The sequence below is a fragment of the Streptomyces sp. NPDC026301 genome (genome assembly GCF_055567935.1).
In genome coordinates this window covers 71,409-95,382 of record NZ_JBVHPN010000016.1, presented here as the reverse complement: position 1 = coordinate 95,382, position 23,974 = coordinate 71,409, and the positions used below count along the sequence as shown (strand labels likewise).

Sequence of the window (23,974 nt, the reverse complement as noted above, 5' to 3'; positions counted from 1 at the left end):
GGTGTCGCGGTGTGCGATCGCAGCGTGTTCGTGCGTGCGCAGATTCGTCCGGTAGTCCGCACCCTCGGATGACGACGGGAGCCTGCGCGGCCGTCCGCACGAAACTCGCAAAGATGCATCCTGCGGTCATTCACCTCACCCTTTCACCCGTTCGCCCCAGGTCAAGGACCGCCTCGCCGGTAACCTCCTGTCGAATGGGCAACGGGAAGCAACTCCCAGCGACTACCGCATCTTTGAACGAATCCGAGCGCCTGTAGTTCGAAGAGCTTCGCTTGGGTCGTTTCCTGGGCCGTACCCGAGTCACGGGCGATCTTCGAGACGTCGGTCGCGCCCCTCAACGGCAGGGCTTCCAGCAGGCGGATGGCGACCGGATCCAGTAGATCGCGGGCCAGGACCGGGCCGCGGGGAACGGGGGCAAGATCACCGATGCTGCCCACCAGTTCGACCACCTCGGCCGCGTCGGCGACCAGTACGGCCTCGCCCCGCAGCAGTTGGTGGACACCGGCCGACAAGCCGCTGGTGACCGGGCCGGGAACACCCATTGTGAACCGTCCCAGCTCGGCGGCGCGGCGGGCAGTGGCCAGTGATCCGCTGCGCAGCGCGGCCTCGACGACGACCGTTCCCCTGGTAAGGGCGGCGATCACACGGTTGCGTTGGATGAACCGGCTCGCGGTCGGATGAGCGCCGGGTGGCAATTCCGCGACGATCAGCCCCTGTTCGGCGATGCGTCCGATCAGCTCGGCGTGTCCGCTGGGGTAGATGTAGTCGACGCCGGAGGCCAGTACCGCCACGGTCGGGCCGCCTGCCGCCAAGGTGCCCCGGTGCGCAGCGCCATCCACGCCGTACGCGGCACCGGACACCACCGACCAGCCGCGTTCGGCGAGTCCCGCGCCCAAGGTCCCCGCCACATGTGCACCGTACTCCGTACAGGCACGGGCGCCCACGAGGGCGACGGAGCGCAGGGCCCACAGGCGCAGGTTCGCCCTGCCGCGCACCCACAGGCCGACCGGGCGGGCATCTCGCAGGTCGTCCAGCTGGTGGGGCCATTCCTCGTCGCCGGGGCAGACGAAACGACCGTTGAGCGCGGTGGCGGCAGCGAGGTCGGCTTCGGGCGACGCTGCCTCGGCGCGTAACCGCAGGCCCGCGATCTTCGCCTCGCCGGCTCCTTCGGGCGGGTCGCCGTCCCCGAGGAGGGAGCGCCAGAGCGCCACCGGGCCCATTCGCCGCAGCCATGCGCCGGCCACTTCATCGCCCGGTTCGAGTACCCGGGTGAGAGCTGCCCGGGCCAGCCGATCGGCTTCCGGCGCGGAGCCGGCTTCCCTTCCTGCGGTGGAGTCACGGATTTGTCGTGTGGGCAGGTCACCGGACGCGGCTTCCAAACCGGACGCGTCTTCGAGAGAGGTCATGGCCGACTCACCGCCAGGGGAATGCCGCGGCGGACACCGGTACGCAGCTCCAGGGCCCAGTCGACGTCCTCGGCCGTCGGACGGTCGCGGCCCGCGAGGTCTGCCGTGGTCCAGGCGACGCGCAGGACGCGATCCAGGCCGCGGGCGGTGAGCAGGCCGTTCTCCAGGTCGCGCTCGGCCTGGACGAGCGCGCCCGGGGCCACGGTCCACCGGGTGCGCAGTTCATGGCCGGGGACTTCGTTGTTCGTCTGCCAGGGAGTGCCGGCGAAGCGGTGGGCGGCGCGTTCCCTGGCGGCGCGGATCCGGTCGGCGGCATCGGCGGTGGATTCGCCGCGGGCCCCCGCGACCAGTTCGCTGCGGGCGACCGGTTCCACGGCGATCCGCAGGTCGATCCGGTCCATGAGCGGCCCGGAGAGCCGGGCGCGGTAGCGGGTGATCGAGGACGGGCGACATTCGCAGCCGCCGGCGATGGTGCCGTGGCGTCCGCACGGGCAGGGATTGGCGGCCAGTACCAGCAGGAAGGACGCCGGGAGCCGCATCATTCCGGCGGCGCGCGCGACCACGACGTGTCCGGACTCCAGAGGCTGGCGCAGGGCGTCGAGCACCTTGGCGTTGCACTCGGCGGCTTCGTCGATGAACAGGACGCCTCGGTGGGCGAGGGACACCGCGCCGGGCCGGGGCAGTCCGCTGCCGCCGCCGACGAGCGAGGCCATCGTGGCGGAGTGGTGCGGTGCGCAGTACGGCGGGCGGCTCACCAGGGGCTGGCCGGGCGGCAGCATGCCCGCCACCGAGTGCACCGCGGTGACCTCCAGCGATTCCTTGGGCGACAGGGGCGGCAGCAGGCCGGGGAGCCGCTCGGCGAGCATGGTCTTGCCCGCGCCCGGTGGCCCCTTCAGGAAGATGTGGTGCCGCCCGGCGGCAGCCACCTCCAGTGCGCGGCGAGCGCCGTGCTGGCCCGCGACCTCCGCCATGTCCGGTGGGCGGGCGTCGGGAGGCAGCCCGGCGCAGGATCCCGAGCCCGGTACGACCAGCCCGGCGAGCAGCGGGTCCGGGCGGCCCGGCTCGTCGCCCTCGTCCTCCTCTTCGGGAACCGGTCCGTCGGTGAGCACGGCGATGAGCTGGCGCAGGCTGCGGACGCCCAGGACGGAGACGCCGGGGACGAGCGATGCCTCGGCGGCGGTCCGCTCGGGGACGACGACCTGGCGGTATCCCGCGTCGGCGGCCGCGAGGACCGCCGGCAGCACGCCGCGCACCGGTCGTACCCTGCCGTCCAGGCCCAGCTCGCCGATCATGACGAGGTCGGTCAGCTCGCGTGGGTCGATGAGCTCGGCAGCGCCGAGGACGGCGCAGGCGACTGCCAGGTCGAAGCCGCTGCCGCCCTTGGGGACGGAGGCCGGGCTGAGGCCTACGGTCAGCTTCTTCTGCGGCCACTCGGAGCCGGAGTTGACCACGGCGGCGCGCACCCGGTCACGCGACTCGATGAGGCTCTTGTCGGGGAGACCGACGAGGGTGAAGGCCGCGACGCCTGGTTCGAGGTCGGCCTGCACCTCGACGACCACGCCTTCGACGCCGACCAGCGCGACCGAGCACGTACGGGCGAATCCCATCAGGTCACCCCCCGTACGTGGGACACGACGGGCGCGCCGCGGGCGGGGAGCTGGACACCGATCACATCGATGCGGACGCCGCCCGGTGGCGGGCCTCCGTGCGCCGCGGTCCAGTGCTCGGCGAGGAGTCCCAGGCGCCGCGCTTTCGTGGGCGTGATGGCCGCCATGGGGTGTTCGTACGGGCCTGCGCGTCTGGTCTTGACCTCGCACACGACGAACGCGTCGGCGTCGGCGGCGACGATGTCGATCTCACCGAAGCGGCAGCGCCAGTTCCGGTCGAGGACGCGCATGCCGTGGGCGGTCAGCCACCGCGCGGCGAGGTCTTCGCCGTACCGCCCGAGTCCGGAGCGGCGGCATCCGCCGCGGGCACGGCCGCCGGGGCTGCCCCGGCCCTGCGGGCGCTTGCGCTGTGTCTTTGCCGAGTCGGCCGCTCGCGTCGAGCGGGGGCGTGATCGGGCTCGTACGGGCTCTGCCGCACCGCTTCCGGCCGCGGTGTTCTCTGCTGTGGCGTTCATCCGGCACCACCTCCGGCACCGACTGTGACGCTTCTGCCGCCGAGTATTGGATCTTGGTGGACAACTCAGCGGCTGTGCATAACGCCGTCACCCGTGAGGGTGAAATGACCGCGCCGCGCGTGGCAGCGAAATGCCCACTCGGCCGATCACGAGGAAACGGTCACTCAGCCGCTCGGCAGCTCGAGGTCGCTCTTGTTGAGCTCCTCGATGTTCACGTCCTTGAAGGTCAGCACGCGGACCTGCTTCACGAACCTGGCCGGGCGGTACATGTCCCACACCCAGGCATCTGCCATGGAGACTTCGAAAAAGACCTCACCCTGGACGGAGTGCACCTGCATCTCGTAGTCGTTGGTGAGGTAGAACCGGCGCTCGGTCTCGATCACGTATTTGAACAGTCCGACGACATCGCGGTACTCCCGGTAGAGCTTCAGCTCCATCTCGGTCTCGTACTTCTCGAGGTCCTCGGCGCTCATGGCAGATCCCCTTCAGCCGTGCGTCCCCCTATTGTGCGTCAGACACTCTCGGTCTCCAGGACCACCGGCGCACTAGGGGGTCCTTCGTCGAGCAGTGTGCGCAACAGCTCGGCAAGTCTGGTCGGATACACCGTCTCATGCGATGCGGAGAGTTCCGTCACCGTCCACCATCTCAGACCCGCCACGCTGCGCCGTTCCAGCTCCGTCAGGCCGCTCAGCCGCGTCGCGGTATTGCGTGTACGCGCCAGGTAGTACCACTCGTCCTGGTCCCAGCGCCGCCCGTCGAACGGGAACGAGCAGTGCCGCTGCCACAGCACCGGCCCGAGCTCCGCGTCCGTGATCCCGGTTTCCTCGGCGAGCTCCCGGAGGGCCGCCTCTTCCCGGCTCTCGGTGCCCTCCAGCCCGCCGCCCGGCGTGAACCACCATGTCCTCGACGGTTCGTCCGGTTCGAAGCCGTGCATCAGCAGGACCCGGTCCTCGGGGTCGAGCAGGATCACCCGGGAGACGCGCCGCAGTGCCGTGCCCGCCGGTATTCCGGCCTGCTCCTGTGTACCGGTATCCGCTTCAGACACGCGTACGCCTCCTCCGGTTCGCGATCGGCCCGTACGCCGCTCCCCCCAGTATCAGCACCGCGCCGGCCACGATCGCCACCACGATGGGCTGCACCGGGCCGGGCCGGGACGTGCCGCCCGGCAGGGCGGAGAAGGCCGTGGGCCGCTGCATCATGCCGAGGCCGGCGATCGGCCACGCCTTGGCGTCCACCCGGGCGTCGACCGCGTCGCGCGGCACGGCACCGTGATCGCCGTCCGTGAGGTGCACCCGCGAGTCCATGGAGTCGCTGCGGTGATCACCGAGCAGGAAGAGCTGCCCCTTGGGGACCCGGGCCTTGAAGCCGACGGGAGACGCCGGGCCATTGCCCTGGAGATACGGTTCTTCGATGGGCTTGCCGTTGACGGTGAGCTTGCCGTCGGTGTTGCAGCAGGCGACCTTGTCGCCGCCCACCCCGACGACCCGCTTCACCATGGGCATGTCGCCCCAGACGGAGTCCTGGAAGACCACGACGTCGCCGCGGCGCACCTCGGAGCCGTCCACATGCTGCGCAAGGACCCGGGCGCCGGCCGCGATGGTGGGCGCCATCGAATCGGTCGGGACCGTGTACGGACGGTAGAGCACCGCGCCCCATATAAAACCGCCCAGGAACAGCACACAGCCGACGGCCACCGCCAGACCGGACAGCACGCTGCCCACGGTCCGGCCGTGGCCGCCGCTCGTACGCCCCTTGCTCCTGCTCATCCCGCGCTCCCACCCCGCGGGCCGCCCCGCGTCGAAGATCCGGGACGGCACCTTACCTGGGGTTACTTTGCACAGTCAGCCTCCGGCCGACGGCCCGATGAGAGCCTTCGGGCGCCGTTTCCCGACGTACGCGGCGTATCGACGACACGTCCGCCGGACGCACACAGATCCCTCACCTACGGGCGGTGCGGTCAGCTGTCGCGGGGCTCCTTGCCGGTCGCTCCCACCGCCACATTGGCGGGCAGCTTGGCGAGCACCCGCCGGCGCCGCCACAGCACGATCGGTACCGCACCGGCCACGCCCAGCGCCGCCGGCGCAGCGGCCATCGCCTGGCTCAGCCCCGGCTGGTCGAAGGTGTCCGGCACCGGGAGCAGCGACCACCGGTTGATCGGCCAGGCGATCGTGAACGCGCGGCCCACGACCTCGTCCTCCGACACCGTGCCGTTGCCCTTCAGATCCTGGTGGTAACGCGAGTCCAGGGAGTCCTGGCGGTGGTCGCCCATCACCCAGATCCGGCCTTCGGGCACCTTGATCGGGCCGAAGGGCTTGTCACCGCACGGGGTGTTCCCGGCGAAGAGGTACGCGTCCTCCTGAAGTGCCTTGCCGTTGACCTTCACCGGTCCCGTGCCCTTGCACTCGACCGTGTCGCCACCGACCGCGATGACCCGCTTGATCAGGTCCTTCTCCTCCGCGGACGGCATCAGGCCGATCCAGCTGAGGACCTTCTGGACCGGATTCGGCGTCGGGGTGGGCACTTCGTTGAGCCAGCCGCCCGGGTCGTGGAACACGACGACCTCGCCGCGCTCCGGCTCCGCGCCGAACCACGGGGTCAGCTTGTCCACCAGCACCCGGTCGCCGCGCTGCAGGGTGTTCTGCATCGAGTCGGACGGGATCGAGAACGCCTGCACCAGGAAGGTCTTGATGACCAGCGCCAGGGCCAGCGCGATGAGGATCAGGAGCGGCAGCTCCTTCCAGAAGGAACGCGGCGGCTTCTTGTCCTTCGTCACGCCGCCGTTCTCCTCTTCCTGTCGCGCGTCCTGCGGCTGCTGTTCCTGATGCGCCGTGTCCGCTACGGGGGACCTATCGCGCCCCTCTGGTTCTTCGGGCTCTTCGGTTCCGGACCGTGCGCCGACCGCCACGTCCCCCACATTCACTCCTTACTCCAAGCCGCCGCCTGCTCGTCAAACGGTGCAGGCCCACCACTCCCATAACGAGCGGGAGTTCCGCAGGGGTCGGGAGGACGGTCAAACCTTCGGGTGACAGAGTATGCGGCGCCGTGGCCGCCGTCGCCGGTGCGCCCGGCGCGTCGCGCACAGAAGCGTACGTATCGGGCTCTTCCAGGCGCTGCCAGTGCTTGAACGGCCAGGCGATCACCACGGCGCGGCCCACGACGCTGCTCTCCGCGACCGTCCCCCGATACGGCTCGTTCAGGTGATACCGGGAGTCGGCGGAGTTGGACCGGTGGTCCCCCATGACGAAGAGCCGCCCGGTCGGCACGTTGACCTCGAACTTCAACTGCGAGGGCGGATTGCCCGGATGGACGTACGGCTCGCTCAACGGCGTCCCGTTGACGGTGACCCGGCCGCTCTTGTCGCAGCACTTGACGGTGTCGCCGCCGACCGCGACGACCCGCTTGATCAGGTCCTGCTCGTCCGCCGACGGCAGCAGCCCGATGAAGGTGAGGGCTTCCTTGATCTGCTTGACCCCCACCGGATCGTCGGCCACGGTGGTGCGCTCGCCCGCGAGCCAGTGGTTCGGGTCCTTGAAGACGACCACGTCCCCCCGGTGCGGCTCGGCGCCGAACCACGGGGTCAGCTTGTCGACGAGCACCCGGTCGCCGATCTGGATCGTCTGCTCCATGGAGCCCGACGGGATCACGAATGCCTGCACGAGGAACGTCTTCAGGACCAGGGCGATCGCCAGCGCCACCCCGATCAGGATCGGTATCTCCTTCAGGTACGAACGCTGTCTGCGCCTCTTGATGCGCTTCGCCTGGCGTCGTCTGTCGGCCCGCCCGCCGGTCGCCGGCAGCGTCGTACGGGTCGCGGTGCCGCCCGCGCCGAGGTCCGCGCCATAGGGGCCGGCACCTGCCCCATGGGGGGCAGCGCTGGGCACACCGGAGTCAGCGCTGGGCACACGGGAGTCGTGCGCGTCGTCCGGTACGGAGCCGTGCGCCTCCGTACCGTGGCCCTCCGGTGGTGCGCCTGTGCGGTGGTGCCCGTGGCGCGGGCGCCCCCTGTTACCCATGGGGCCCTGCCGGAGCCGGTATGCCGTCGAACGCGCGGGGTCGCTCCAAGGAGGTCCAGCGGCCGACCGGCCAGCCGATCCAGTCGGCGCGGCCGATCACCTTGTCCAGCGGAACGGTGCCGCCGCCCGGGTCGCCCAGGTGGTCGCGGGAGTCGCTCGACCTGGCGCGGTGGTCTCCCATGACCCACAGCTTCCCTTCGGGCACGACCACGTCGAAGGGCACGTCCGACGGGCTGTCTCCGGGGTGGAGGTAGGGCTCGTCCACCGGTTCGCCGTTCACCTTGATCCGTCCCCGTTCGTCGCAGCAGGTCACCCGGTCCCCGCCGACGCCGATCACCCGCTTGATGTAGTCCGTCTCCGCGGCCGGCACCAGGCCCACCGCGGCTCCGGCCCCGCGCAGCAGCTTCGTCACCGGGTTGCCCGCCGGCGCTTCCTGTACGAACGATCCCGTGCCGTCGAACACCACGGCGTCCCCCCGGCGCGGTTCGCCGCCGAACCGGTACGCCAGCTTGTTCACCAGCACCCGGTCGCCGACCCGGAGCGTGTTCTCCATCGACGAGCTGGGGATCAGGAAGGGCTGGACGACGAAGGCGCTCAGCAGCCCCACAAAGGCCAGACAGGCCAGTACCAGCAGAACCGGCCCACGCCGCAGCAGCGGGCGCTCAGCGGCCTCCTCGCGGCCTTCCTCGCGGCTCTCGCCGACGCCCGCCGCCGGCCCGTCGCCGGACGCGCGCGCGGCCCGCTCCCGCCGCCGGGAAAAACGCGCGGAGCGCGACCCCTTCTCCGCCCCTTGGTCAGGGGCTGGAGAGGAGTCGCGCTCCGGAAGCGTTGAAGGCTGTGCGTCGGTGTCCATCGAGCCCAGAGCCTATCCGGCCCGGGGTTAAGGACACCGTACGGCTGCTCAGCTCTCGCGCTTCTCCTTGATCTTGGCGGCCTTGCCGCGCAGCTCGCGGAGGTAGTACAGCTTGGCGCGACGGACGTCACCGCGGGTCACGACCTCGATCTTCTCGACGATCGGGGTGTGCACCGGGAAGGTGCGCTCGACGCCGACGGAGAAGCTGACCTTGCGGACCGTGAAGGTCTCGCGCACGCCGGCGCCCTGACGGCGGATGACAACGCCCTTGAACTGCTGCACACGGGAGCGGTTGCCCTCGATGACGCGGACGTGGACGTTGACGGTGTCACCCGGGCGGAAGGCGGGGACGTCGCTGCGGAGCGACCCGGCGTCGACGGAGTCGAGAAGGTGCATGACCTACTGCTTTCTTCGCTGATGCCACAGGTCATCAGCGGAATTCGTGATGATCGTTCGGAGGCCGGACGGGGAGTCCGGGTGCCGGTCCGTCGGGCGGGCGTCGTTCCCCCTGTGGCAGGGGCGCGCGCCGGACGCACAGCAGCGGCCTATTCTTCCACGGCCTCAGTCGTCCGCCCAAATCGCCCGTCCGTTCCCGGGGCCCATCCCAGGATGGAGAGGGTCTCGCGGTCCTTCTTGTCGAAGGCGGCGGGGTCGGCGCGTTCGATCAGGTCCGGGCGGTTCAGGTCCGTACGGCGGAACGCCTCGTCGCGGCGCCAGCGGGCGATCTTGCCGTGGTGGCCGCTGAGCAGCACCTCGGGGATGCCGCGACCACGCCACTCCGGAGGCTTGGTGTAGACCGGCCCCTCCAGGAGGTCGGCCATCGCTCCGGGTGCGAAGGAGTCGTCCTGGTGGGACGCGGCGTTGCCCAGTACTCCGGGGAGGAGACGGGCGATGGCCTCGACCATGACCAGGACGGGCGCCTCGCCGCCGGCCAGCACGTAGTCGCCGATGGAGACCTCACGGACGTCCAGCCGGTCGCCGTACTCCTCGATGACGCGGCGGTCGATGCCTTCGTAGCGGGCCGGGGTGAAGACCAGCCACGGCTTCTCGGAGAGCTCGACGGCGAGCTGCTGGGTGAAGGGCCGGCCGCTGGGCGTCGGAACGACGATCACCGGCTGCTCCTCCCCCTCGCCCGACGCGATGACCGAGTCCAGCGCCTCGCCCCACGGCTCGGGCTTCATGACCATGCCGGGGCCGCCGCCGTACGGGGTGTCGTCCACGGTGTTGTGCTTGTCGTGCGTGAACTCACGCAGGTCGTGGATGCGGACGTCCAGCTGCCCTCGGGCGCGCGCCTTGCCCACCAGGGAGACGTTCAGCGGTTCGAGGTACTCGGGGAAGATCGTGACGACGTCGAGACGCATGGTCAGGCGTCCTCACTGCGCGCTGCCCGACCGCCCTCGTGCGCCTCGCCGCCTTCGGACGCCTTGCCGCTTTCGGGCGCGGGGCCGTCTTCGGGCGTGCTCGCGGAGTCCGCGTCGGCCTCCGCGTCCCGGCGGGAGGCGACCTCCGCCTGGGCGTCGTCCAGCAGCCCCGGCGGCGGGGCGATCACCGCTCGCTGCTCCTCGAGGTCGATCTCCGGCACGATCTCCGCGACGAACGGGATCATGACCTGGCTCCCGTCGGGGCGCTCGACGATCAGCAGGTCGTGGTACGGCAGGTGGGAGACCTCGAGGATGCGGCCGACCTCGACGCCGTCCTCGGTCACCACGTCGAGGTCGATGAGCTGGTGGTCGTAGAACTCCTCGGGGTCCTCGGGAAGTTCCTCGGGGTCGATCTCGGCGATCAGGAGGGTGTTACGGAGCGCTTCGGCGGCCGTACGGTCCTTCACGCCCTCGAAGCGCAACAGCAGGCGACCGCTGTGCACGCGACCGGTCTCGATGGTCAGCGGGCCGGTGGACGCGGGGTCCGTGGTCAGGACCGCGCCCGGCGCGAGCCGCAGCTCCGGCTCGTCCGTGCGCACCTCCACCGTGACCTCGCCCTTGATCCCATGGGCGCGCCCGATCCGCGCGACTACCAGCTGCACAACTGTGCCTTGCCTTTCTTCACGGCTCATCCGCCGCCGCTCTCGCGGAGGTGGTTCTCGCCGGCGTGGTTCCTCAATGGATGGTTGCGGTCGAGGAGGTATCACCGCAAACCGGCACGGGCCGGGGAGGGCCGAAGCCCTCCCCGGCCCGTGCCGGTGTTCCGATGCTCAGCGGACCTGATCCACGTCGACGAGGTCGACACGGATACCGCGGCCGCCGAGGGCACCCACAACAGTACGCAGAGCGCGCGCGGTGCGGCCGTTACGGCCGATCACCTTGCCGAGGTCGTCCGGGTGTACCCGGACCTCCAGGACGCGTCCACGACGCAGGTTGCGCGAGGCGACCTGCACGTCGTCGGGATTGTCGACGATGCCTTTGACGAGGTGCTCAAGAGCCTCCTCGAGCATGCTCAGGCCTCGGTCGACTCGGACTTGGCCGTCTCGGCCTCGGCCTCGTCCGCCTTCTTGTCAGCCTTCTTGGCCTTGGGGGTGATGGCCTCACCCTTCGGCTCGTCACCGGCGTCCTTGGCGGCGGCCTCGAAGAGGGCGCGCTTGTCGGCCTTGGGCTCGGCAACCTTCATCGGGGCCGGGGCGGGCAGACCCTTGAACTTCTGCCAGTCACCGGTGACCTTGAGGATGGCCGCGACGGGCTCGGTCGGCTGCGCGCCGACACCCAGCCAGTACTGGACACGCTCGGAGTCGACCTCGATGCGCGAGGGGTTCTGCACCGGGTGGTACAGGCCGATCTCCTCGATGGCCCGGCCGTCACGGCGGGTACGGGAGTCGGCGACGACGATGCGGTAGTGAGGCGCGCGGATCTTGCCCAGACGCTTCAGCTTGATCTTGACTGCCACTGGAGTGGTGTCTCCTGGTCTTGACGTGGTTGGGCACAACGAGATGCCACGTGGGGTTGCGGTACTCGGAGTGCCCGATGGACGCGCCAGCCGGAGGCGAGAGGGTTCCTGTGCGGCTGTCGAGTACAGCTAGACATTGTGCCATACGAGCAGGGGGCCGCCGACCTCGGGCGCCCGGTCGCTGACCAGGGCGGGCCGGCCCGCGCCCCGCCGCCCGGGGTGTGCGGCCGGCCGCGGTCGGACGGGCGGCCGGCCCTGTGCCCCGGTCAGCCGACCGCGGCCACCTCGGGGATGCGGAACGGCTTGCCGCAGCCGCCGCACATGATGGGGGCCTGGGCGAGCACGGAGGGGACGACCCGGACGTTGCGCCCGCAGTCGCAGACGGCCTTGACCCTTACGCCGCCACCGGAGGAGCCGTGCCGCGCGGCCGGGCCGCGGAAGCTGCGGCTGCTGTCGGCCGCGGTGGCGACGGTGTGCGCCTTGAGCGCTCTGGCGAGCCGCTCGATGGTGGGGCGGTACCGCCTTCTGGCTTCGGGGTTGAGCGTGACCAGGGAGAAGCCGCTGCTGGGGTGCGGCTCGTCGGCGTGGTCCAGGCCCAGCTCCTCGGCGATCGCCAGGAATCGGCGGTTGTGGTAGCGACCGGCGCGTGAGGTGTCGCGGACGCCACGGGATGCGGCGATGCCGTGAACTGCCTCATGAAGCAGCCGTTCGAAGGAGAGCTCGGCGCCGCAGGCGGACGAGGACTCTCCGATCAGGGATTCGGGCGCGGCCAAATCCGGCAGCTCGGGATGGTGCCGTTGAATGTCGGCCCAAGCGAGCGCCAGCTCGGCGGCGAGAACAGGTGTCGTGCTCACGTCGTGACAACGAGCCGGTACCGCTCAGTGTTCCGATTCCGGGGCATCCCAAATAATTTGCACGTACCAGTCAGTTTCCACTCATGCGGCCCGTGGAGGGCGGGTGCGTCTTTCTGTGGACGAGACGCGCACCGGGTGCCGAGCCGGTATGTATCGACGTGTACGTCCGGCGCACCGGACGGGCGGACGCTACGGGGTGCCTGCGCACATCGTGTCCCGCGGGCCCCGAAGAGACGGCGTGGTCTCAGGGCCGGCCGCGTGATCATGGTGATCGTACCGGCGATGCCGCGACCGTCCGAAGGCGGCCCGTCCACGTGATGCGGACGCCCTACGGCCGGGGGTGCGAAGCGCCGTACGCCACCCGGGTGAGGGGCGCCTCGAAGCCCCTGAAGGGCGCCGGAGAGCGGCCGTCTCCATGTCCGCCGCCGACCGGTCGGCGCCCGGGCGGCGCAAACGGGGGCGCGCGGTAGACAACCGGGCGCAACCCCTGGACTCTGGGATCGATGGGGGGTTGTCTGGACCGGGGGGTACAGCGCAACAAATCGGGGGCGGAAGACCATTTTCCTCAAGCTCGGGCTCTCGGCGGATAGGGGCGCTTTCCATGACACCCACGCTCGTACAGCACGGCCTCCAGCGTTCCGGCCCTTCCGGTCACCCTGCACCGGACGGCTCCGGTTCGGGGGCGCGCGCCCGCGACTGGGCCGAAATCCAGGAACGGATGCTGGTGCCGCTGTATGAGGCCGTGTACCAGCGGCTGGATGTCGGCCCGCGCACTCGGCTGCTGGCACTGGGTTGTGGTTCCGGCCTCGCCCTGCTGATGGCTTCAGCCCGTGGCGCGCAGGTCAGCGGGGTGGACATGGACGAACCGCGGCTGCGGCTGGCCCGGGAGCGGCTGGCGCCGGAGCAGGGCCCCGAAGCGGGCGGCAGCTCCGGGGAGTCGGCCGCGTGCCTGGCGCACGGCGGACCCGAGTGCATGGATCCTCCCCAACAGGGCCGCTTCAATCTGGTGACGGCGTTCCACCCGGTGGGCTGCGTCAGCACCGTCGACGGGCTGACATCCTCCTTGCAGACGGCAACGGCCCTCGCAGAGCGCGGCAGCCCGGTGGTGCTGGGCGGCTGGGGCCCGGTGGAGCGATGCGCCACGGCAGGCGTACTCCGAGTGGCGCAACGGCTCACGGATCCGTCCCTCCCCCTCGAAAGGACGACCTCGCCCGCGGCGGCCGGCTGGCGGCCCAGCAGCCGGGACGACCTGGAGGAGCTGGCGGAGCGTGCGGGGCTGCGGCCGGACGGTTCGGGCCGGGTGGCCTGCCCGTTCGGGTACGCCGATCTTCCGAGCGCGATGCGCGGGTTGTTGTCGACGGGCCTGTTCGACGCGGCGCTGCAGGTCGCCGATCCGGCGCAGGTGGAGAAGGAGCTGTCGGAGGCGCTGCATCCGTACCAGCGCGCGGACGGCACGGTCTGGATGCCGAACGTCTTCCGCTACTTGATCGCCCGGACGCGCTGAGCTCACTCAGCTGCCGTCCATAGCCCTCAGTCCTCAAGCCTTCAGTCCTCAGTCCTCGGATCTTCCGAAGTCGCGGGAAGTGGACGCGGACGTCATTCGCGTGGGCACCACGGCTTGGCGCTGCGGCTCGGCGCCACGGCTCGGCGCTGCGGCTCGGCGCCAGCAGGTCGAGCCGCCATGAGTGCCGGCGATGACGTCCGCGTCGGCTGAGCTCCGCATATCGGCATCGCGCACTCACCCCCATTCGCCCGTTCGTGAAAATGGCTTGGCAAAATCCAGAATCCTGGTTATTGTCATTTGCATGAACAGCGTGGACGAGCGGTTCCTCACCCGCAACGGACTGGCTGCCCGGCAGCTCGCGGCCCTGTTGCTCAATCACGACGAGGACACCCGCCTCCCGCGCGTCCGCGACTTCGCCGAGGAGCTCGGCGTGGGCAACGGCACGGTCCAGGCCGCCCTTCAGCTCCTGGAGGAGGCAGGTGCAATCGAGACGGTCGCCCGCGGCCACCTCGGCACGTTCCTCCTGCGGGCCGATCGGACCATACTGTGGCGCCTGTCGGGGCTCGGCACGCTGCTCGCCGCCATGCCCCTCCCCTATTCGCGGCGGTACGAAGGACTGGCCACCGGCCTGCGCACGGCTTTCGAGGGCGCCGGCGCCCCGTTCGCGATCACGTTCATGCGGGGCGCGGCCACCCGCGTCGAGGCCCTGCTGGAGAGCAAGGTCGACCTGGTCGTGCTCTCCCGCTTCGCCGCCGACCGGTTCCTCGACGAGCTCCCCCTGGAGCTGGTCGCCGATCTCGGCCCGGCCACGTACGTCGGCGCGCACGGCCTGCTGCTGCGGCACGGAGTGGATCCGGAAAAGCCGGGGCTTCGGGTGGCCATCGACTCCGCGTCGGAGGACCTGCGGATGCTGGCCGGGCGGGCGTTCGCCGGACGCGACGACATCCAGTGGGTGGAGGCGTCATACATGCAACTGCGGGACTTGTTCGCACGCGGCGAGGTGGACGCCACGGTATGGAATCTCGATGAGGTCCAGGACCACCTCGGGCCGGATGTCGACGTACTGCCGCTGGGCGACGAAATCACCCGCGACCTGTCTCTGCGCAACTCCAGCGCCGCGCTCATAGGACGGGCCCAGGGCGCCGCCGCCCTGAGTGCGGTGCGAGACGGACTGGACCTGTCCCTCGTCACCGATCTGCAGGGGGAGGTACTGCGCGGCGAGCGCATGCCCTCGTACTGACCTTGGAAGCGGCGGACCCCGGAGAAACCCCGACGCCGCCGCCCTCCCCCGCCACGAAACCAACCGTCGGCCTCGCCCACGAACGGCTCCTCCCTGCCCGAACCGAGCGTCAACCGCAGAGCACACCTTCACTCATTCGAAAAAGAGTGCTCACGACTCTCCCCAATATCCAAAATCCTGGTTACTGTCGATACCAAGTCCACCGCAGGCATCGCGAGGAAAGGACGCCCCATGGAGGACCGACTCGCCCTCCGCCTCCAGCTCTTCCGGGACAGCGGACAGGCGCCGCCGCAGGTGACTCGATTCGTCGAGGAGGAGCTGACCGCCCTGGCGGGCGAAGGCCACCCCGTCACCGAGGACACCGCCGGCATGCTGACCAGTCACCTCGTGATGGCCCTCACCCGGCTGCTGAACGGCGAGCCCATAGAGCAGTTCCTCACCGACGAGGACGTGGCGGCGGAGCTCGCCGACCAGCCCCGGGCCGTCGAGCGGGCCCGTGCCATATCCCTGCGCGCCGAGAAGGAATTGGGCGCCGCGCTGCCCGACTCCGAGATCAATTTCCTGGCGATGCATCTCGCCGTACTCCGCAAGAACGGACTCAGAAGGGACGTGTCATGACGAAGATCCTCACCGGCGGTGTCCGCAAGCTCGAGGTCGCCGAGACGGTGCAGAAGCTGGCCCTGGACGGCGTCGACGTCGCCGTCTCCAGCGACATGGACGCGGCGATGAAGCTGCGTGCCGGACAGGCCGATTACTACCTGGGTACCTGCCACACCGGCGCCGGCGCCTCGCTCGGTGTCCTGCTGGGTCTCATGGGCAGCGCCGCCTGCCACACCTTCGGCCGCTCCGTCCCCACCGAGGAAGAGGTGCGCGTCCTCATCGGCGACGGCAAGAAGGTCTTCGGCTTCGGCATGGACAAGATCGACACCGTCGCCCCCGTCATCGCCCGCGCCATCGCGGCCCACGACGCCTGACCCGGTCAAGGCATTGAGGAGTGAGCCGTGAGTGGGAACATCGCCGCCGCAGCCGTCGGCAGCACAGATCTCAGCCTGTCGCTGCCACAGCAGCTGACCGTCATCGTCCTCTGCGCTCTGACGGCCTTCATCTCGCACCTGGCCCTGGCCGTCTTCAATGACGGTGTACGTCCCTTCATGCTGGACTTCATCCAGGGGCGTACGACCCGCAGTGCCACCACGGCCGTGTCCTTCGGACTCTCCGCGGGCTTCATCTTCGGCCTGGGCGCGCCGATGGCGCTGTCCACGGGGGTGCTGAACCCCTGGCTGGTCTTCTTGCCCACCGACATTCTCGGCATTCTCTCGCCGAAGAAGTGGCTCGCGCCGATCCTCGGGGCCGCCTGGGGCGCGGTCATCGTCTTCGGGCTGAACGGCGCCAACAGCCTCGCGCACGACCTGCCGGTCGACTTCCTCACCGCGATGCAGCAGATGTCGACACCGATCCTCTTCCTCTTCACGCTCTTTCCGGTACTGGCGATCAGCAAGCAGTTCGGCAAACTGCGCGGCGGCATCGCGGGCGTGGTCGAGCTGGCGTTGGTCATAGCCACGATGAAGCTGTGGCCGGGTGTCTTCGCCGGAGCCATCGCCATGGCGGTGGGCGTGCTGATGCTGATCGCGTTCGCCGTGGCCAAGGACCTGCGGCAGCGCAGGACGGAGCGGGCTGAGCAGGCCGGAAGGGCCGACGGCCCGGCAGAGGACGCGTCGGGCGGCGACGACCCGATGGCTTCGTTGTTCAGCGCGAGCGCGACCCGGCTGCGCAAGCACCTGCCGCTGTTCATGGTGCTGGGTGCCGGTGTCTGCCTGCTGGCCCAGATGCACATCTTCGGCGGTGGGGAGGCGACCAGCTTCCTGATCGCCAAGGGTGACTACAGCGGCGCGGCCCAAGTGGACTTCTATCGCGTCTTCGGCTTCGTCCCGCTGATCGCCACCACAGCGCTGGCCTCGGGCGCGTACGGCGTCGCCGGCTTCACGCTGGTCTACCCGATCGGCTATCTCCTGCCGAATCCCTGGCTGGCACTGATATGCGGTGCCGTGGTCTTCGCCGTCGAGGTGCTGGCGCTCTCGTGGATCGGCCGGGTGCTGGGGAGGCTGCCGTCGGTGCGGGACTCCTCTGAGCACCTGCGCAGCGCGATCAGCGACTCACTGCAGCTGGCCATCCTCTTCGGTTCCCTGATGGCGGCCAACACCATGGGCGGCGGTCTCGGCATTCTCATCGTCGGCGGGCTCTACCTGCTGAACGAGGCGATGGGCCGGGTCGTGGTCCGCATGGCCGCGGCACCCGCCGCCGTGATCGTCGGCGGCGTCGTCCTCAACCTCCTGTACTGGCTGGACCTGTTCACCCCCGTCAAGGGCTGACGCGCTCCGTACGCAGCTCCGACCGGCGGCGTACGCGAACGGGCGAGCCACCGACCTCCAGCAGGACCGGCCCTCCGCCCTCCGCCCTCCGGCAGGAAGAAAGCAAGGCAGCACCATGCACGACATCCGAACCGTCACCGGTCCTCTCGCCCCCGCCGCCGTACGGGGCCCCGCGCTCGCACACGAGCACTTGGCGCTCGACCTGCGCCGGGACCCCGACCGGGCAGCGGTGCTCGACAGCCGGCACGCCGACGCGGTCACCCGCGAACTCGCCGTGCTGCACGAGGAGTCCGGGCTGTCGCTGGTCATCGAGCTGAGCTGCCGGGGCATGGGCCGTGACGTGGCGGCACTGGCCCGGATCTCCAAGGACTCCGGCGTCCCGGTCGTCGCGGCCACCGGCTGGTACTACGAGCCGTTCCACCCCTCCGAGGTCGGCGACGCCGGCGTCGAGGAGCTGACCGACACACTGGTGCGGGAGATCGCCGAGGGCATCGGCCCGGAGGGCATACTCCCCGGCGTCATCGGGGAGATCGGCAGCCACGGCGACCGGCCCAGTGAGCCGGAGGTCCGCACGCTCAAGGCGGCCGCGCGGGCGGCTGTGGCCACCGGCCTCTCCGTGGCCACCCACGCCCAGCTCGGCCGGGGCGGCCTCGCCCAGCTGGCGCTGCTCACCGCCGAGGGGCTGCCGCCGCACCGGATCTGCATCGGCCATCAGGACCTGCTGGACGACCCGGGTGTGCACCGGGAATTGGCGGAGCGGGGGGCGTACGTCGCCTTCGACACGGTGGGCAAAGAGAGTTACCAGAGCGACGCGGCCCGGCTGCGGCTGCTGCTGGAGCTGGTGGCGGCCGGACATGCGGACCGGGTGCTGCTGAGTTGCGACATCTCCCGGCACGGCTATCTCCGGGACGAGGGCGGACAGGGGTACGGCCATCTGTTCCGGTCCTTCCTGCCGCGGCTGCGGGCGGCAGGGCTGGACGACGACCTGATCGACCTGATGACCCGCCGCAATCCGATCCGCTTTCTCACCGGAGCGCACACAGAGGAGGCGGTCTGAGATGCCCGCACAGGAACGGCTGGCTGGGCAGCGGCCGGGGACCGGGGACGGCCCCGGAGCGGCCTCGACGTCCAAGACCTTGCCGAAGACCTTCCCCTTGCCGACCGTGCCGCTGGCGGACGCCGTCGCGCGGCAGAACCGACTGCTGGAATGCGTCGCACGGCACTTCACAGGCGAGCAGCTCTTCGAGGCGGACGCCGGCGTCGTCCCCGGGCTCGGCCGGCCGCGTACGACCGCCCGGGTGGAGGCCGTACTCGCCGACTTCTTCGGGGCCGAGGACGCCGCCCTCGTCCAGGGGGCGGGTACCGGCGCGATCCGCGCCGCGCTCTCCGCGGTGCTCGGCGCGGGTGATCCGCTCCTCATCCACCGCGCACCGGTCTACCGCACCACCGCCGTCACCCTGCGCGGCCTGGGCATGGCGGTGACGGAGGTGGACTTCAACGACCGTTCGGCGCTGGCGGAGGCGCTGGACAGCGGGCGGTTCTCCTGGGCGTACGTGCAGCACACCCGGCAGCGGCTGGCCGACTCCTACGACCCCGGTGAGGTACTGGCGGCGTGCCGCGCGGCCGGCGTGCGCGCGGTCGTCGACGACAACTACGCGGTCATACGGGTTCCGAAGAGCGGAGTCGAACTGGGCGCCGACGCCTCCTGCTTCTCACTCTTCAAGCTGCACGGACCGGAGGGCGTCGGTGCCGTGGTGGGCTCGGCCGACCTGGTGTCGCGCGTGCACGCGGACAACTACTCCGGAGGCGGTCAGGTCCAGGGGCACCAGGCGCTCGACGCGCTGCGCGCCCTCACCCACGTACCGGTGATGTGGTCGCTGCAGTCCGCGATGGGCGCGGAGGTGGCCGAACGGCTGGCGGCGGGCGAGGTACCGGGCGTCGCCGAGGTCCGCATCGCCAATGCCCAGGACCGCTGTCTGCTGGTGCGGCTGGACCGTCCGGTGGCCCGCGAACTGCCCATCGTGGCCGCACGGTACGGGGCGGCGCCCTACCCCGTCGGCTCCAATTCCCGATACGAGATCGCCCCGTTGTTCTACCGCATGTCGAGCTCGTCCCTTGAGGACGCGCCGGAGCTCGCGGAGTGGACCGTGCGGATCAATCCCATGCGCGCCGGCGCGGATCTCGTGCTCGACATCCTGCGCCGATCGCTGCGCGACCTTCGTGAGACAGGGGGCTGACCGTGTTCCTCGACGCCGTCCTCCACCGCAACCCGGAACTGGTCGCGTTCGCAGCAGAGTTGCACGACACCGGGGCCATTCCGCCGGACACGTACGTCATGGATCTGGACGCCATCGAGTCCAATGCCGAGCTGCTGGCCCGGGAGGCGGACCGGCTCGGTCTGTCGCTGTGGTTCGTGGTCAAGCAGATCGGCCGCAACCCGGAGCTGATCGAGGCCATCGCGCGGCACATCCCGCGGTTCGCGGCCATCGATCCGCCCGAGGCCCGCATTCTGCACGCCGCGGGCGCGCAGGCCGGCAACCTCGGCCATCTCGTCCAGATCCCGGCCCGTGCGCTGCCCGAGATGCTCGCCTGGCGCCCGGAGACCGTCACCGTGTACGACCTGGCGAACGCCCGAGCCGTCTCGGACGCCGCCGCCCGGCTCGGATTCGTGCAGGACGTACTGATCCGACTGGAGGGCGCGGCCGGTGCGGTCTATCCGGGGCAGGAGGGCGGAGTACGGCTCGACGGCGGTGACGACGGCCCGGACGGTGCGGATGGCCCGGACCGAGCGGATGATCGATGCGGTTCCGTCGGTGGTCCGAGCGGTTCGATCGGCGACCGAACCGGGCCGGACGGTCTGGACGGTCTTACCGGCATGGACGGTCTCGCCCGCATGGACGGTCTGGACGCGTTTGTCGCGGAGGCCGAGCGGCTGCCGGGGATCCGGGTGGCCGGTGTCACGGCGTTTCCGTGTGTGCTGTGCGATCCGGATACGGGCGAGCCGCGACCCACGCCCAACTTCGCGCTGGCCCGTGCCGCCGTGGAGCGGCTGGCCGCCCGCGGTTACACAGACCTCAAGCTGAGCGCGCCGAGCGCCACATCGATGGCCACCCTGCCGCTGCTGGCGCGGCTGGGCGCGACGCACGGGGAGCCCGGCCACGCCCTCACCGGCACCACCCCGCTGCACGCCATCGACCATGCACAGCCGGAGAAGCCCGCGTACGTGTACGTCAGCGAGGTCGCCCATACGCTCGCCGACGGCCGGCCCGCGTTGTACGGCGGCGGGTTCTACGCCCGGGGCGGCGCCAAGGAGGCGCTGATCCCGCGTACCGGGGCTCGGTTGCGGGTCGAGGACGCCCCCGCCGCGAACATCGACTACTACCGGCTGCTCGCTCCCGGGGACGCGCGGGTGGGTGACACCGCCGTGCTCGCCTTCCGTACCCAGATCTTCGTCACCCGCAGCAGCGTGGCCGTCGTCTCCGGACTGGCCTCGGGCACGCCGAAGCTCAGCGGCCTCTACGACCCTCTCGGGAGGCCCTACTGATCAGCCACCACCGCCCGCCAGGCGGCCCCGCTCCCCCGTCGTCCCCTCCGTAATCCGTACCTGCTTCACCCGACTCGGACGCCAGGAACCGCCATGAGCAAGATTGTCATCCTCGTCGTCGACGGCTTCGGCATCGGCGCGATGCCCGATGCCGGAGCGCTGCGCCCCGGCGATATGAAGGCCGACACCCTCGGCCACCTCCTTGACCACCACCGCGCGACGACCGGCCGCCCGCTGGAGTTGCCCACGCTCGGCGCGCTCGGGCTGGGCTCCGTGCACCCGCATCCGGATCTCGCGCCACACCCCTCGCTGCCGGTCGCGGCCGGCCGGGCGGCGCTGGGGTATCCGGGCGCGGACACGTATGCGGGGCACCAGACGATGATGGGCGCCGACTTCAGCCGGGTGACGGTGGCCCGGCTCGCCGAGCACCTCCAGGAGGTGACCGCGGCGCTGCGGGCGGCCGGGCACCGTACGGAACTGCTCGACGGCAAGCCGTTGCTGGTGGTCGACGGGCGGGTGCTGGTGCACGACAACCTGGAGGCCGATCCGGGCATCAACTGGAACGCCTCGGCACGGCTGGACGAGGCGCCGTTCGCGCAGGTGCTGGCCGTGGCGCGGGTGGTCAGGTCGGTCGCGCCGGTCGCGCGGGTGATCGCGGTGGGCGGCCACGCCGACGGGCCGCTGCCCGGGTTCGTACGGCACGGGGAGGCCGGCACGGTCGGGCTGGACACCCCGGCCAGCGGCTTCTACCGCAACGGCGGGCTGGAGGTGCAGCATCTGGGCGCGCCGCTGGACCACACCCGGCAGTTGCCCGAGGCCGCCGCCCGGGCGGGCGTGCCCGTCACGCTCGTCGGCAAGGCGGCCGACATCCTTGCCTGCGAGGCGGCGGTGCGCCGGCCGGCGGTGGACACCGGGGAAGTACTGGGGCACACGCTGGACGCGGTGCGCGAGGCCGGGCGGGGCGGGAGCGCGGGGCCGGAAGGGGCGGTGCTGGTGGTCAGCAATGTGCAGGAGACCGATCTGGCCGGGCACCAGCAGGACCCGGAGCGGTATGCGGCCGTGCTGCGGCGGGTGGATGCGGGGATCGCGGCGCTGTTGCCGCTGCTCACGGCGCCCGGGGACCGCCTGATCGTCACCGGCGATCACGGCAACGACCCGACGATCGGACACGCCTTCCACACCAGGGAGTTCGTGCCGGTACTGATCCACCGTCCCGCCGCTGCGGCCACCGAGCGTCTCCCGGACGCCGCGTCGCTGGCGGACGTGGGCGCCACCGCGGCCGTCGCGCTGGGCCTGAGCCCGGCCGGCCTCGCCAGCGGCACTCCACTCCCCCAGGAGTGTCCTATACGCGGCGCAGAGCACACTCACACCTCGCACCTCGCCCATGCCACGGAGGCAGCGGGCCCGGAAGGCCGCACACACTGACGGGGGCGAGGGCGGTGGCAGGGGCCGAGTACGTACACGTCTCCCCGCCTGCGTACGAGGGCCCCAGCCGGATGGTGTACGCGTACGGCCCCGGCCGGAGGGGTCCGGGCGGGGCCGTAGAGGCGGAAGGCGGCTGGCGGTTGCGCGTCAGCCCATGAACTTCTTGAACTCGTCGGGGAGTTCGAAGTTCTGCGGGGCGTCCTGGCCGCCCTGCGGGAGGCCGAGCGGGTTGCCGTTCTGGGCCGCCTCGCGGCGGGCCGCGGCGGCCTCCTCCTCGGCCTTGCGCTTCATGGGGTTGCCGCTGCGCTGCTTGCCCTTGACCTTCTTCTGCTGCTTCTTCTTCTTGGCGCCGCCACCCATGCCCGGCATCCCGGGCATGCCCGGCATCCCCGGCATGCCGCCGCCCTGGGCCATCTTCGACATCATCTTGCGGGCGTCGAAGAAGCGCTCGACCAGGCTCTTCACGGCGCTGACGTCGACACCCGAACCGCGCGCGATACGAGCGCGGCGCGAGCCGTTGATGATCGTCGGATCCTGGCGCTCGACCGGGGTCATCGACTTGATGATCGCGGCGGTGCGGTCCACGTCCCGCTCGTCGAGGTTGTTGATCTGGTCCTTCATCTGCGCCATGCCGGGCAGCATGCCGAGCAGCTTCGAGATGGAGCCCATCTTGCGGACCTGCTCCATCTGGGCCAGGAAGTCGTCGAGCGTGAACTCCTTCGGGCCCTTCTGCAGCTTGGCCGCCATCTTCTCGGCCTCGGCCTGGCTGAAGGTCTGCTCGGCCTTCTCGATGAGCGACAGCATGTCGCCCATGCCCAGGATGCGGGACGCCATGCGGTCCGGGTGGAACGCGTCGAAGTCGTCCAGCTTCTCGCCGTTGGAGGCGAACATGATCTGCTTGCCGGTGACGTGCGCGATGGAGAGCGCGGCACCACCGCGGGCGTCGCCGTCGAGCTTGGAGAGCACCACGCCGTCGAAGCCGACGCCGTCGCGGAACGCCTCGGCGGTGTTGACCGCGTCCTGGCCGATCATGGCGTCGACGACGAAGAGGACCTCGTCCGGCTTGACCGCGTCGCGGATGTCCGCGGCCTGCTGCATCAGCTCCTGGTCGATGCCCAGGCGGCCGGCGGTATCGACGATCACGACGTCGTGCTGCTTGTCGCGGGCGTACTCGATGGAGTCCTGGGCGACCTTGACCGGGTCGCCGACGCCGTTGCCCGGCTCGGGGGCGAAGATCGCCACGCCGGCGCGCTCGGCGACGACGGAGAGCTGGTTCACGGCGTTCGGGCGCTGGAGGTCGCAGGCGACCAGCATGGGGGTGTGGCCCTGCGCCTTGAGCCAGCGGCCGAGCTTGCCGGCCAGCGTGGTCTTACCGGCGCCCTGGAGGCCGGCGAGCATGATCACCGTCGGCGGCTGCTTGGCAAAGCGCAGGCGACGGGTCTCGCCGCCGAGGATGCCGACGAGCTCCTCGTTAACGATCTTGATGACCTGCTGGGCGGGGTTCAGCGCCTGGGAGACCTCGGAGCCGAGCGCGCGCTCCTTGACCTGCTTGATGAAGGCGCGGACGACGGGCAGCGCGACATCCGCTTCGAGCAGCGCAATCCGGATCTCGCGCGCGGTGGCGTCGATGTCCGCCTCGGAGAGGCGCCCCTTGCCCCGGAGATTTTTGAAAGTACTCGCCAGGCGGTCGGAAAGCGTATCGAACACGGCGGTCGTCGATCCTCGGGGTCGGGGGTGGAGTCAATCGGCTTCTAGAGTATCCGCCCC

General features: G+C 70.6%; 25 protein-coding genes. 9 read left to right on the top strand and 16 right to left on the bottom strand.

The window, feature by feature from the left end; translation table 11 throughout:
- Nucleotides 1-161 precede the first annotated feature (161 nt).
- The 15 genes from dprA to ACZ4MH_RS26230 form a co-directional block, all read right to left on the bottom strand.
- Nucleotides 162-1,406: a DNA-processing protein DprA gene (dprA, locus tag ACZ4MH_RS26300; RefSeq protein WP_351598528.1), complete on the bottom strand. Its 1,245-nt coding sequence runs from the start codon at nucleotides 1,404-1,406 to the stop codon at nucleotides 162-164.
- Nucleotides 1,403-3,013 (bottom strand): YifB family Mg chelatase-like AAA ATPase, encoded by a 1,611-nt coding sequence (locus ACZ4MH_RS26295; protein WP_351598526.1) that lies wholly within the window; start codon nucleotides 3,011-3,013, stop codon nucleotides 1,403-1,405. Before ACZ4MH_RS26295 ends, dprA begins: the two co-directional genes overlap by 4 nt.
- Nucleotides 3,013-3,318, bottom strand: a complete 306-nt coding sequence (locus ACZ4MH_RS26290) for a YraN family protein (RefSeq protein ID WP_351598548.1) — start codon at nucleotides 3,316-3,318, stop codon at nucleotides 3,013-3,015. The genes ACZ4MH_RS26295 and ACZ4MH_RS26290 overlap by 1 nt, the downstream gene beginning before the upstream one ends.
- 374 nt (nucleotides 3,319-3,692) lie before the next feature.
- On the bottom strand, nucleotides 3,693-4,001 hold the full coding sequence (locus ACZ4MH_RS26285; RefSeq protein ID WP_003993268.1) for a DUF2469 domain-containing protein: 309 nt from the start codon (nucleotides 3,999-4,001) through the stop codon (nucleotides 3,693-3,695).
- A gap of 38 nt (nucleotides 4,002-4,039) precedes the next feature.
- Complete coding sequence (locus tag ACZ4MH_RS26280) at nucleotides 4,040-4,573, bottom strand: NUDIX hydrolase (RefSeq protein WP_351598524.1); 534 nt, start codon at nucleotides 4,571-4,573, stop codon at nucleotides 4,040-4,042.
- Nucleotides 4,566-5,294: a signal peptidase I gene (lepB, locus tag ACZ4MH_RS26275; protein WP_351598522.1), complete on the bottom strand. Its 729-nt coding sequence runs from the start codon at nucleotides 5,292-5,294 to the stop codon at nucleotides 4,566-4,568. Before lepB (ACZ4MH_RS26275) ends, ACZ4MH_RS26280 begins: the two co-directional genes overlap by 8 nt.
- 191 nt (nucleotides 5,295-5,485) lie before the next feature.
- Nucleotides 5,486-6,301 carry a signal peptidase I gene (gene lepB, locus ACZ4MH_RS26270; protein WP_467754718.1) on the bottom strand — a complete coding sequence of 272 codons (816 nt, stop codon included), beginning with the start codon at nucleotides 6,299-6,301 and terminating at the stop codon, nucleotides 5,486-5,488.
- Nucleotides 6,302-6,374: 73 nt separating this feature from the next.
- Nucleotides 6,375-7,541, bottom strand: a complete 1,167-nt coding sequence (gene lepB / locus ACZ4MH_RS26265) for a signal peptidase I (RefSeq protein WP_467754717.1) — start codon at nucleotides 7,539-7,541, stop codon at nucleotides 6,375-6,377.
- Nucleotides 7,534-8,394 carry a signal peptidase I gene (lepB, locus tag ACZ4MH_RS26260; protein WP_351598516.1) on the bottom strand — a complete coding sequence of 287 codons (861 nt, stop codon included), beginning with the start codon at nucleotides 8,392-8,394 and terminating at the stop codon, nucleotides 7,534-7,536. The genes lepB (ACZ4MH_RS26265) and lepB (ACZ4MH_RS26260) overlap by 8 nt, the downstream gene beginning before the upstream one ends.
- Nucleotides 8,395-8,442: 48 nt before the next feature.
- A complete protein-coding gene (gene rplS / locus ACZ4MH_RS26255) occupies nucleotides 8,443-8,790 on the bottom strand; it encodes a 50S ribosomal protein L19 (RefSeq protein ID WP_030267158.1) in 348 nt (115 codons plus the stop codon).
- Between the two features lie 149 nt (nucleotides 8,791-8,939).
- A complete protein-coding gene (trmD, locus tag ACZ4MH_RS26250; RefSeq protein ID WP_351598514.1) occupies nucleotides 8,940-9,755 on the bottom strand; it encodes a tRNA (guanosine(37)-N1)-methyltransferase TrmD in 816 nt (271 codons plus the stop codon).
- 2 nt (nucleotides 9,756-9,757) lie between these two features.
- Nucleotides 9,758-10,417: a ribosome maturation factor RimM gene (gene rimM, locus ACZ4MH_RS26245; RefSeq protein WP_351598512.1), complete on the bottom strand. Its 660-nt coding sequence runs from the start codon at nucleotides 10,415-10,417 to the stop codon at nucleotides 9,758-9,760.
- 168 nt (nucleotides 10,418-10,585) lie between these two features.
- Entirely contained in the window at nucleotides 10,586-10,825 is a 240-nt protein-coding gene (locus ACZ4MH_RS26240; protein ID WP_030267150.1) for an RNA-binding protein, read from the bottom strand.
- A 2-nt stretch (nucleotides 10,826-10,827) separates the two neighbouring features.
- Entirely contained in the window at nucleotides 10,828-11,271 is a 444-nt protein-coding gene (rpsP, locus tag ACZ4MH_RS26235; RefSeq protein ID WP_351598509.1) for a 30S ribosomal protein S16, read from the bottom strand.
- Between the two features lie 266 nt (nucleotides 11,272-11,537).
- Nucleotides 11,538-12,125: a hypothetical protein gene (locus ACZ4MH_RS26230; RefSeq protein ID WP_351597284.1), complete on the bottom strand. Its 588-nt coding sequence runs from the start codon at nucleotides 12,123-12,125 to the stop codon at nucleotides 11,538-11,540.
- Nucleotides 12,126-12,726: 601 nt separating this feature from the next.
- Between ACZ4MH_RS26230 and ACZ4MH_RS26225 the strand changes: the two genes are divergently transcribed.
- From ACZ4MH_RS26225 to ACZ4MH_RS26185, 9 genes are all read left to right on the top strand, one after another.
- Nucleotides 12,727-13,629, top strand: coding sequence for a class I SAM-dependent methyltransferase (locus ACZ4MH_RS26225; protein ID WP_351597281.1), 903 nt, complete (start codon nucleotides 12,727-12,729; stop codon nucleotides 13,627-13,629).
- Between the two features lie 301 nt (nucleotides 13,630-13,930).
- The gene (gene yhfZ / locus ACZ4MH_RS26220) at nucleotides 13,931-14,869 is read left to right on the top strand and encodes a GntR family transcriptional regulator YhfZ (protein WP_351597279.1); all 939 of its coding nucleotides are present in this window, start codon (nucleotides 13,931-13,933) and stop codon (nucleotides 14,867-14,869) included.
- 231 nt (nucleotides 14,870-15,100) lie between these two features.
- Nucleotides 15,101-15,487 (top strand): PRD domain-containing protein, encoded by a 387-nt coding sequence (locus ACZ4MH_RS26215; RefSeq protein ID WP_351597277.1) that lies wholly within the window; start codon nucleotides 15,101-15,103, stop codon nucleotides 15,485-15,487.
- Nucleotides 15,484-15,843, top strand: a complete 360-nt coding sequence (locus ACZ4MH_RS26210) for a DUF2620 domain-containing protein (RefSeq protein ID WP_351597275.1) — start codon at nucleotides 15,484-15,486, stop codon at nucleotides 15,841-15,843. The genes ACZ4MH_RS26215 and ACZ4MH_RS26210 overlap by 4 nt, the downstream gene beginning before the upstream one ends.
- A gap of 27 nt (nucleotides 15,844-15,870) precedes the next feature.
- Entirely contained in the window at nucleotides 15,871-17,238 is a 1,368-nt protein-coding gene (locus tag ACZ4MH_RS26205) for a YhfT family protein (RefSeq protein ID WP_351597273.1), read from the top strand.
- 115 nt (nucleotides 17,239-17,353) lie between these two features.
- Nucleotides 17,354-18,295, top strand: coding sequence for a phosphotriesterase family protein (locus ACZ4MH_RS26200; RefSeq protein ID WP_351597270.1), 942 nt, complete (start codon nucleotides 17,354-17,356; stop codon nucleotides 18,293-18,295).
- A gap of 1 nt (nucleotide 18,296) precedes the next feature.
- Nucleotides 18,297-19,475: an aminotransferase class V-fold PLP-dependent enzyme gene (locus tag ACZ4MH_RS26195; protein WP_351597267.1), complete on the top strand. Its 1,179-nt coding sequence runs from the start codon at nucleotides 18,297-18,299 to the stop codon at nucleotides 19,473-19,475.
- Between the two features lie 2 nt (nucleotides 19,476-19,477).
- On the top strand, nucleotides 19,478-20,782 hold the full coding sequence (locus ACZ4MH_RS26190; protein WP_351597264.1) for an alanine racemase: 1,305 nt from the start codon (nucleotides 19,478-19,480) through the stop codon (nucleotides 20,780-20,782).
- A gap of 93 nt (nucleotides 20,783-20,875) precedes the next feature.
- Nucleotides 20,876-22,207 (top strand): phosphopentomutase, encoded by a 1,332-nt coding sequence (locus ACZ4MH_RS26185; RefSeq protein WP_351597261.1) that lies wholly within the window; start codon nucleotides 20,876-20,878, stop codon nucleotides 22,205-22,207.
- Between the two features lie 147 nt (nucleotides 22,208-22,354).
- On the opposite strand, the gene ffh is transcribed toward ACZ4MH_RS26185, so the two are convergent.
- On the bottom strand, nucleotides 22,355-23,914 hold the full coding sequence (ffh, locus tag ACZ4MH_RS26180) for a signal recognition particle protein (RefSeq protein ID WP_351597258.1): 1,560 nt from the start codon (nucleotides 23,912-23,914) through the stop codon (nucleotides 22,355-22,357).
- Nucleotides 23,915-23,974 lie beyond the last annotated feature (60 nt).

Coding starts and splice junctions, on each gene's coding strand:
- dprA (WP_351598528.1), bottom strand. CDS start 1,406: ATGACCTCTCTCGAAGACGCGTCCGGTTTGGAAGCCGCGTCCGGTGAC.
- ACZ4MH_RS26295 (WP_351598526.1), bottom strand. CDS start 3,013: ATGGGATTCGCCCGTACGTGCTCGGTCGCGCTGGTCGGCGTCGAAGGC.
- ACZ4MH_RS26285 (WP_003993268.1), bottom strand. CDS start 4,001: ATGAGCGCCGAGGACCTCGAGAAGTACGAGACCGAGATGGAGCTGAAG.
- lepB (WP_351598522.1), bottom strand. CDS start 5,294: ATGAGCAGGAGCAAGGGGCGTACGAGCGGCGGCCACGGCCGGACCGTG.
- lepB (WP_467754717.1), bottom strand. CDS start 7,541: ATGGGTAACAGGGGGCGCCCGCGCCACGGGCACCACCGCACAGGCGCA.
- lepB (WP_351598516.1), bottom strand. CDS start 8,394: ATGGACACCGACGCACAGCCTTCAACGCTTCCGGAGCGCGACTCCTCT.
- rplS (WP_030267158.1), bottom strand. CDS start 8,790: ATGCACCTTCTCGACTCCGTCGACGCCGGGTCGCTCCGCAGCGACGTC.
- trmD (WP_351598514.1), bottom strand. CDS start 9,755: ATGCGTCTCGACGTCGTCACGATCTTCCCCGAGTACCTCGAACCGCTG.
- ACZ4MH_RS26240 (WP_030267150.1), bottom strand. CDS start 10,825: ATGCTCGAGGAGGCTCTTGAGCACCTCGTCAAAGGCATCGTCGACAAT.
- ACZ4MH_RS26225 (WP_351597281.1), top strand. CDS start 12,727: ATGACACCCACGCTCGTACAGCACGGCCTCCAGCGTTCCGGCCCTTCC.
- yhfZ (WP_351597279.1), top strand. CDS start 13,931: ATGAACAGCGTGGACGAGCGGTTCCTCACCCGCAACGGACTGGCTGCC.
- ACZ4MH_RS26215 (WP_351597277.1), top strand. CDS start 15,101: ATGGAGGACCGACTCGCCCTCCGCCTCCAGCTCTTCCGGGACAGCGGA.
- ACZ4MH_RS26210 (WP_351597275.1), top strand. CDS start 15,484: ATGACGAAGATCCTCACCGGCGGTGTCCGCAAGCTCGAGGTCGCCGAG.
- ACZ4MH_RS26200 (WP_351597270.1), top strand. CDS start 17,354: ATGCACGACATCCGAACCGTCACCGGTCCTCTCGCCCCCGCCGCCGTA.
- ACZ4MH_RS26195 (WP_351597267.1), top strand. CDS start 18,297: ATGCCCGCACAGGAACGGCTGGCTGGGCAGCGGCCGGGGACCGGGGAC.
- ACZ4MH_RS26185 (WP_351597261.1), top strand. CDS start 20,876: ATGAGCAAGATTGTCATCCTCGTCGTCGACGGCTTCGGCATCGGCGCG.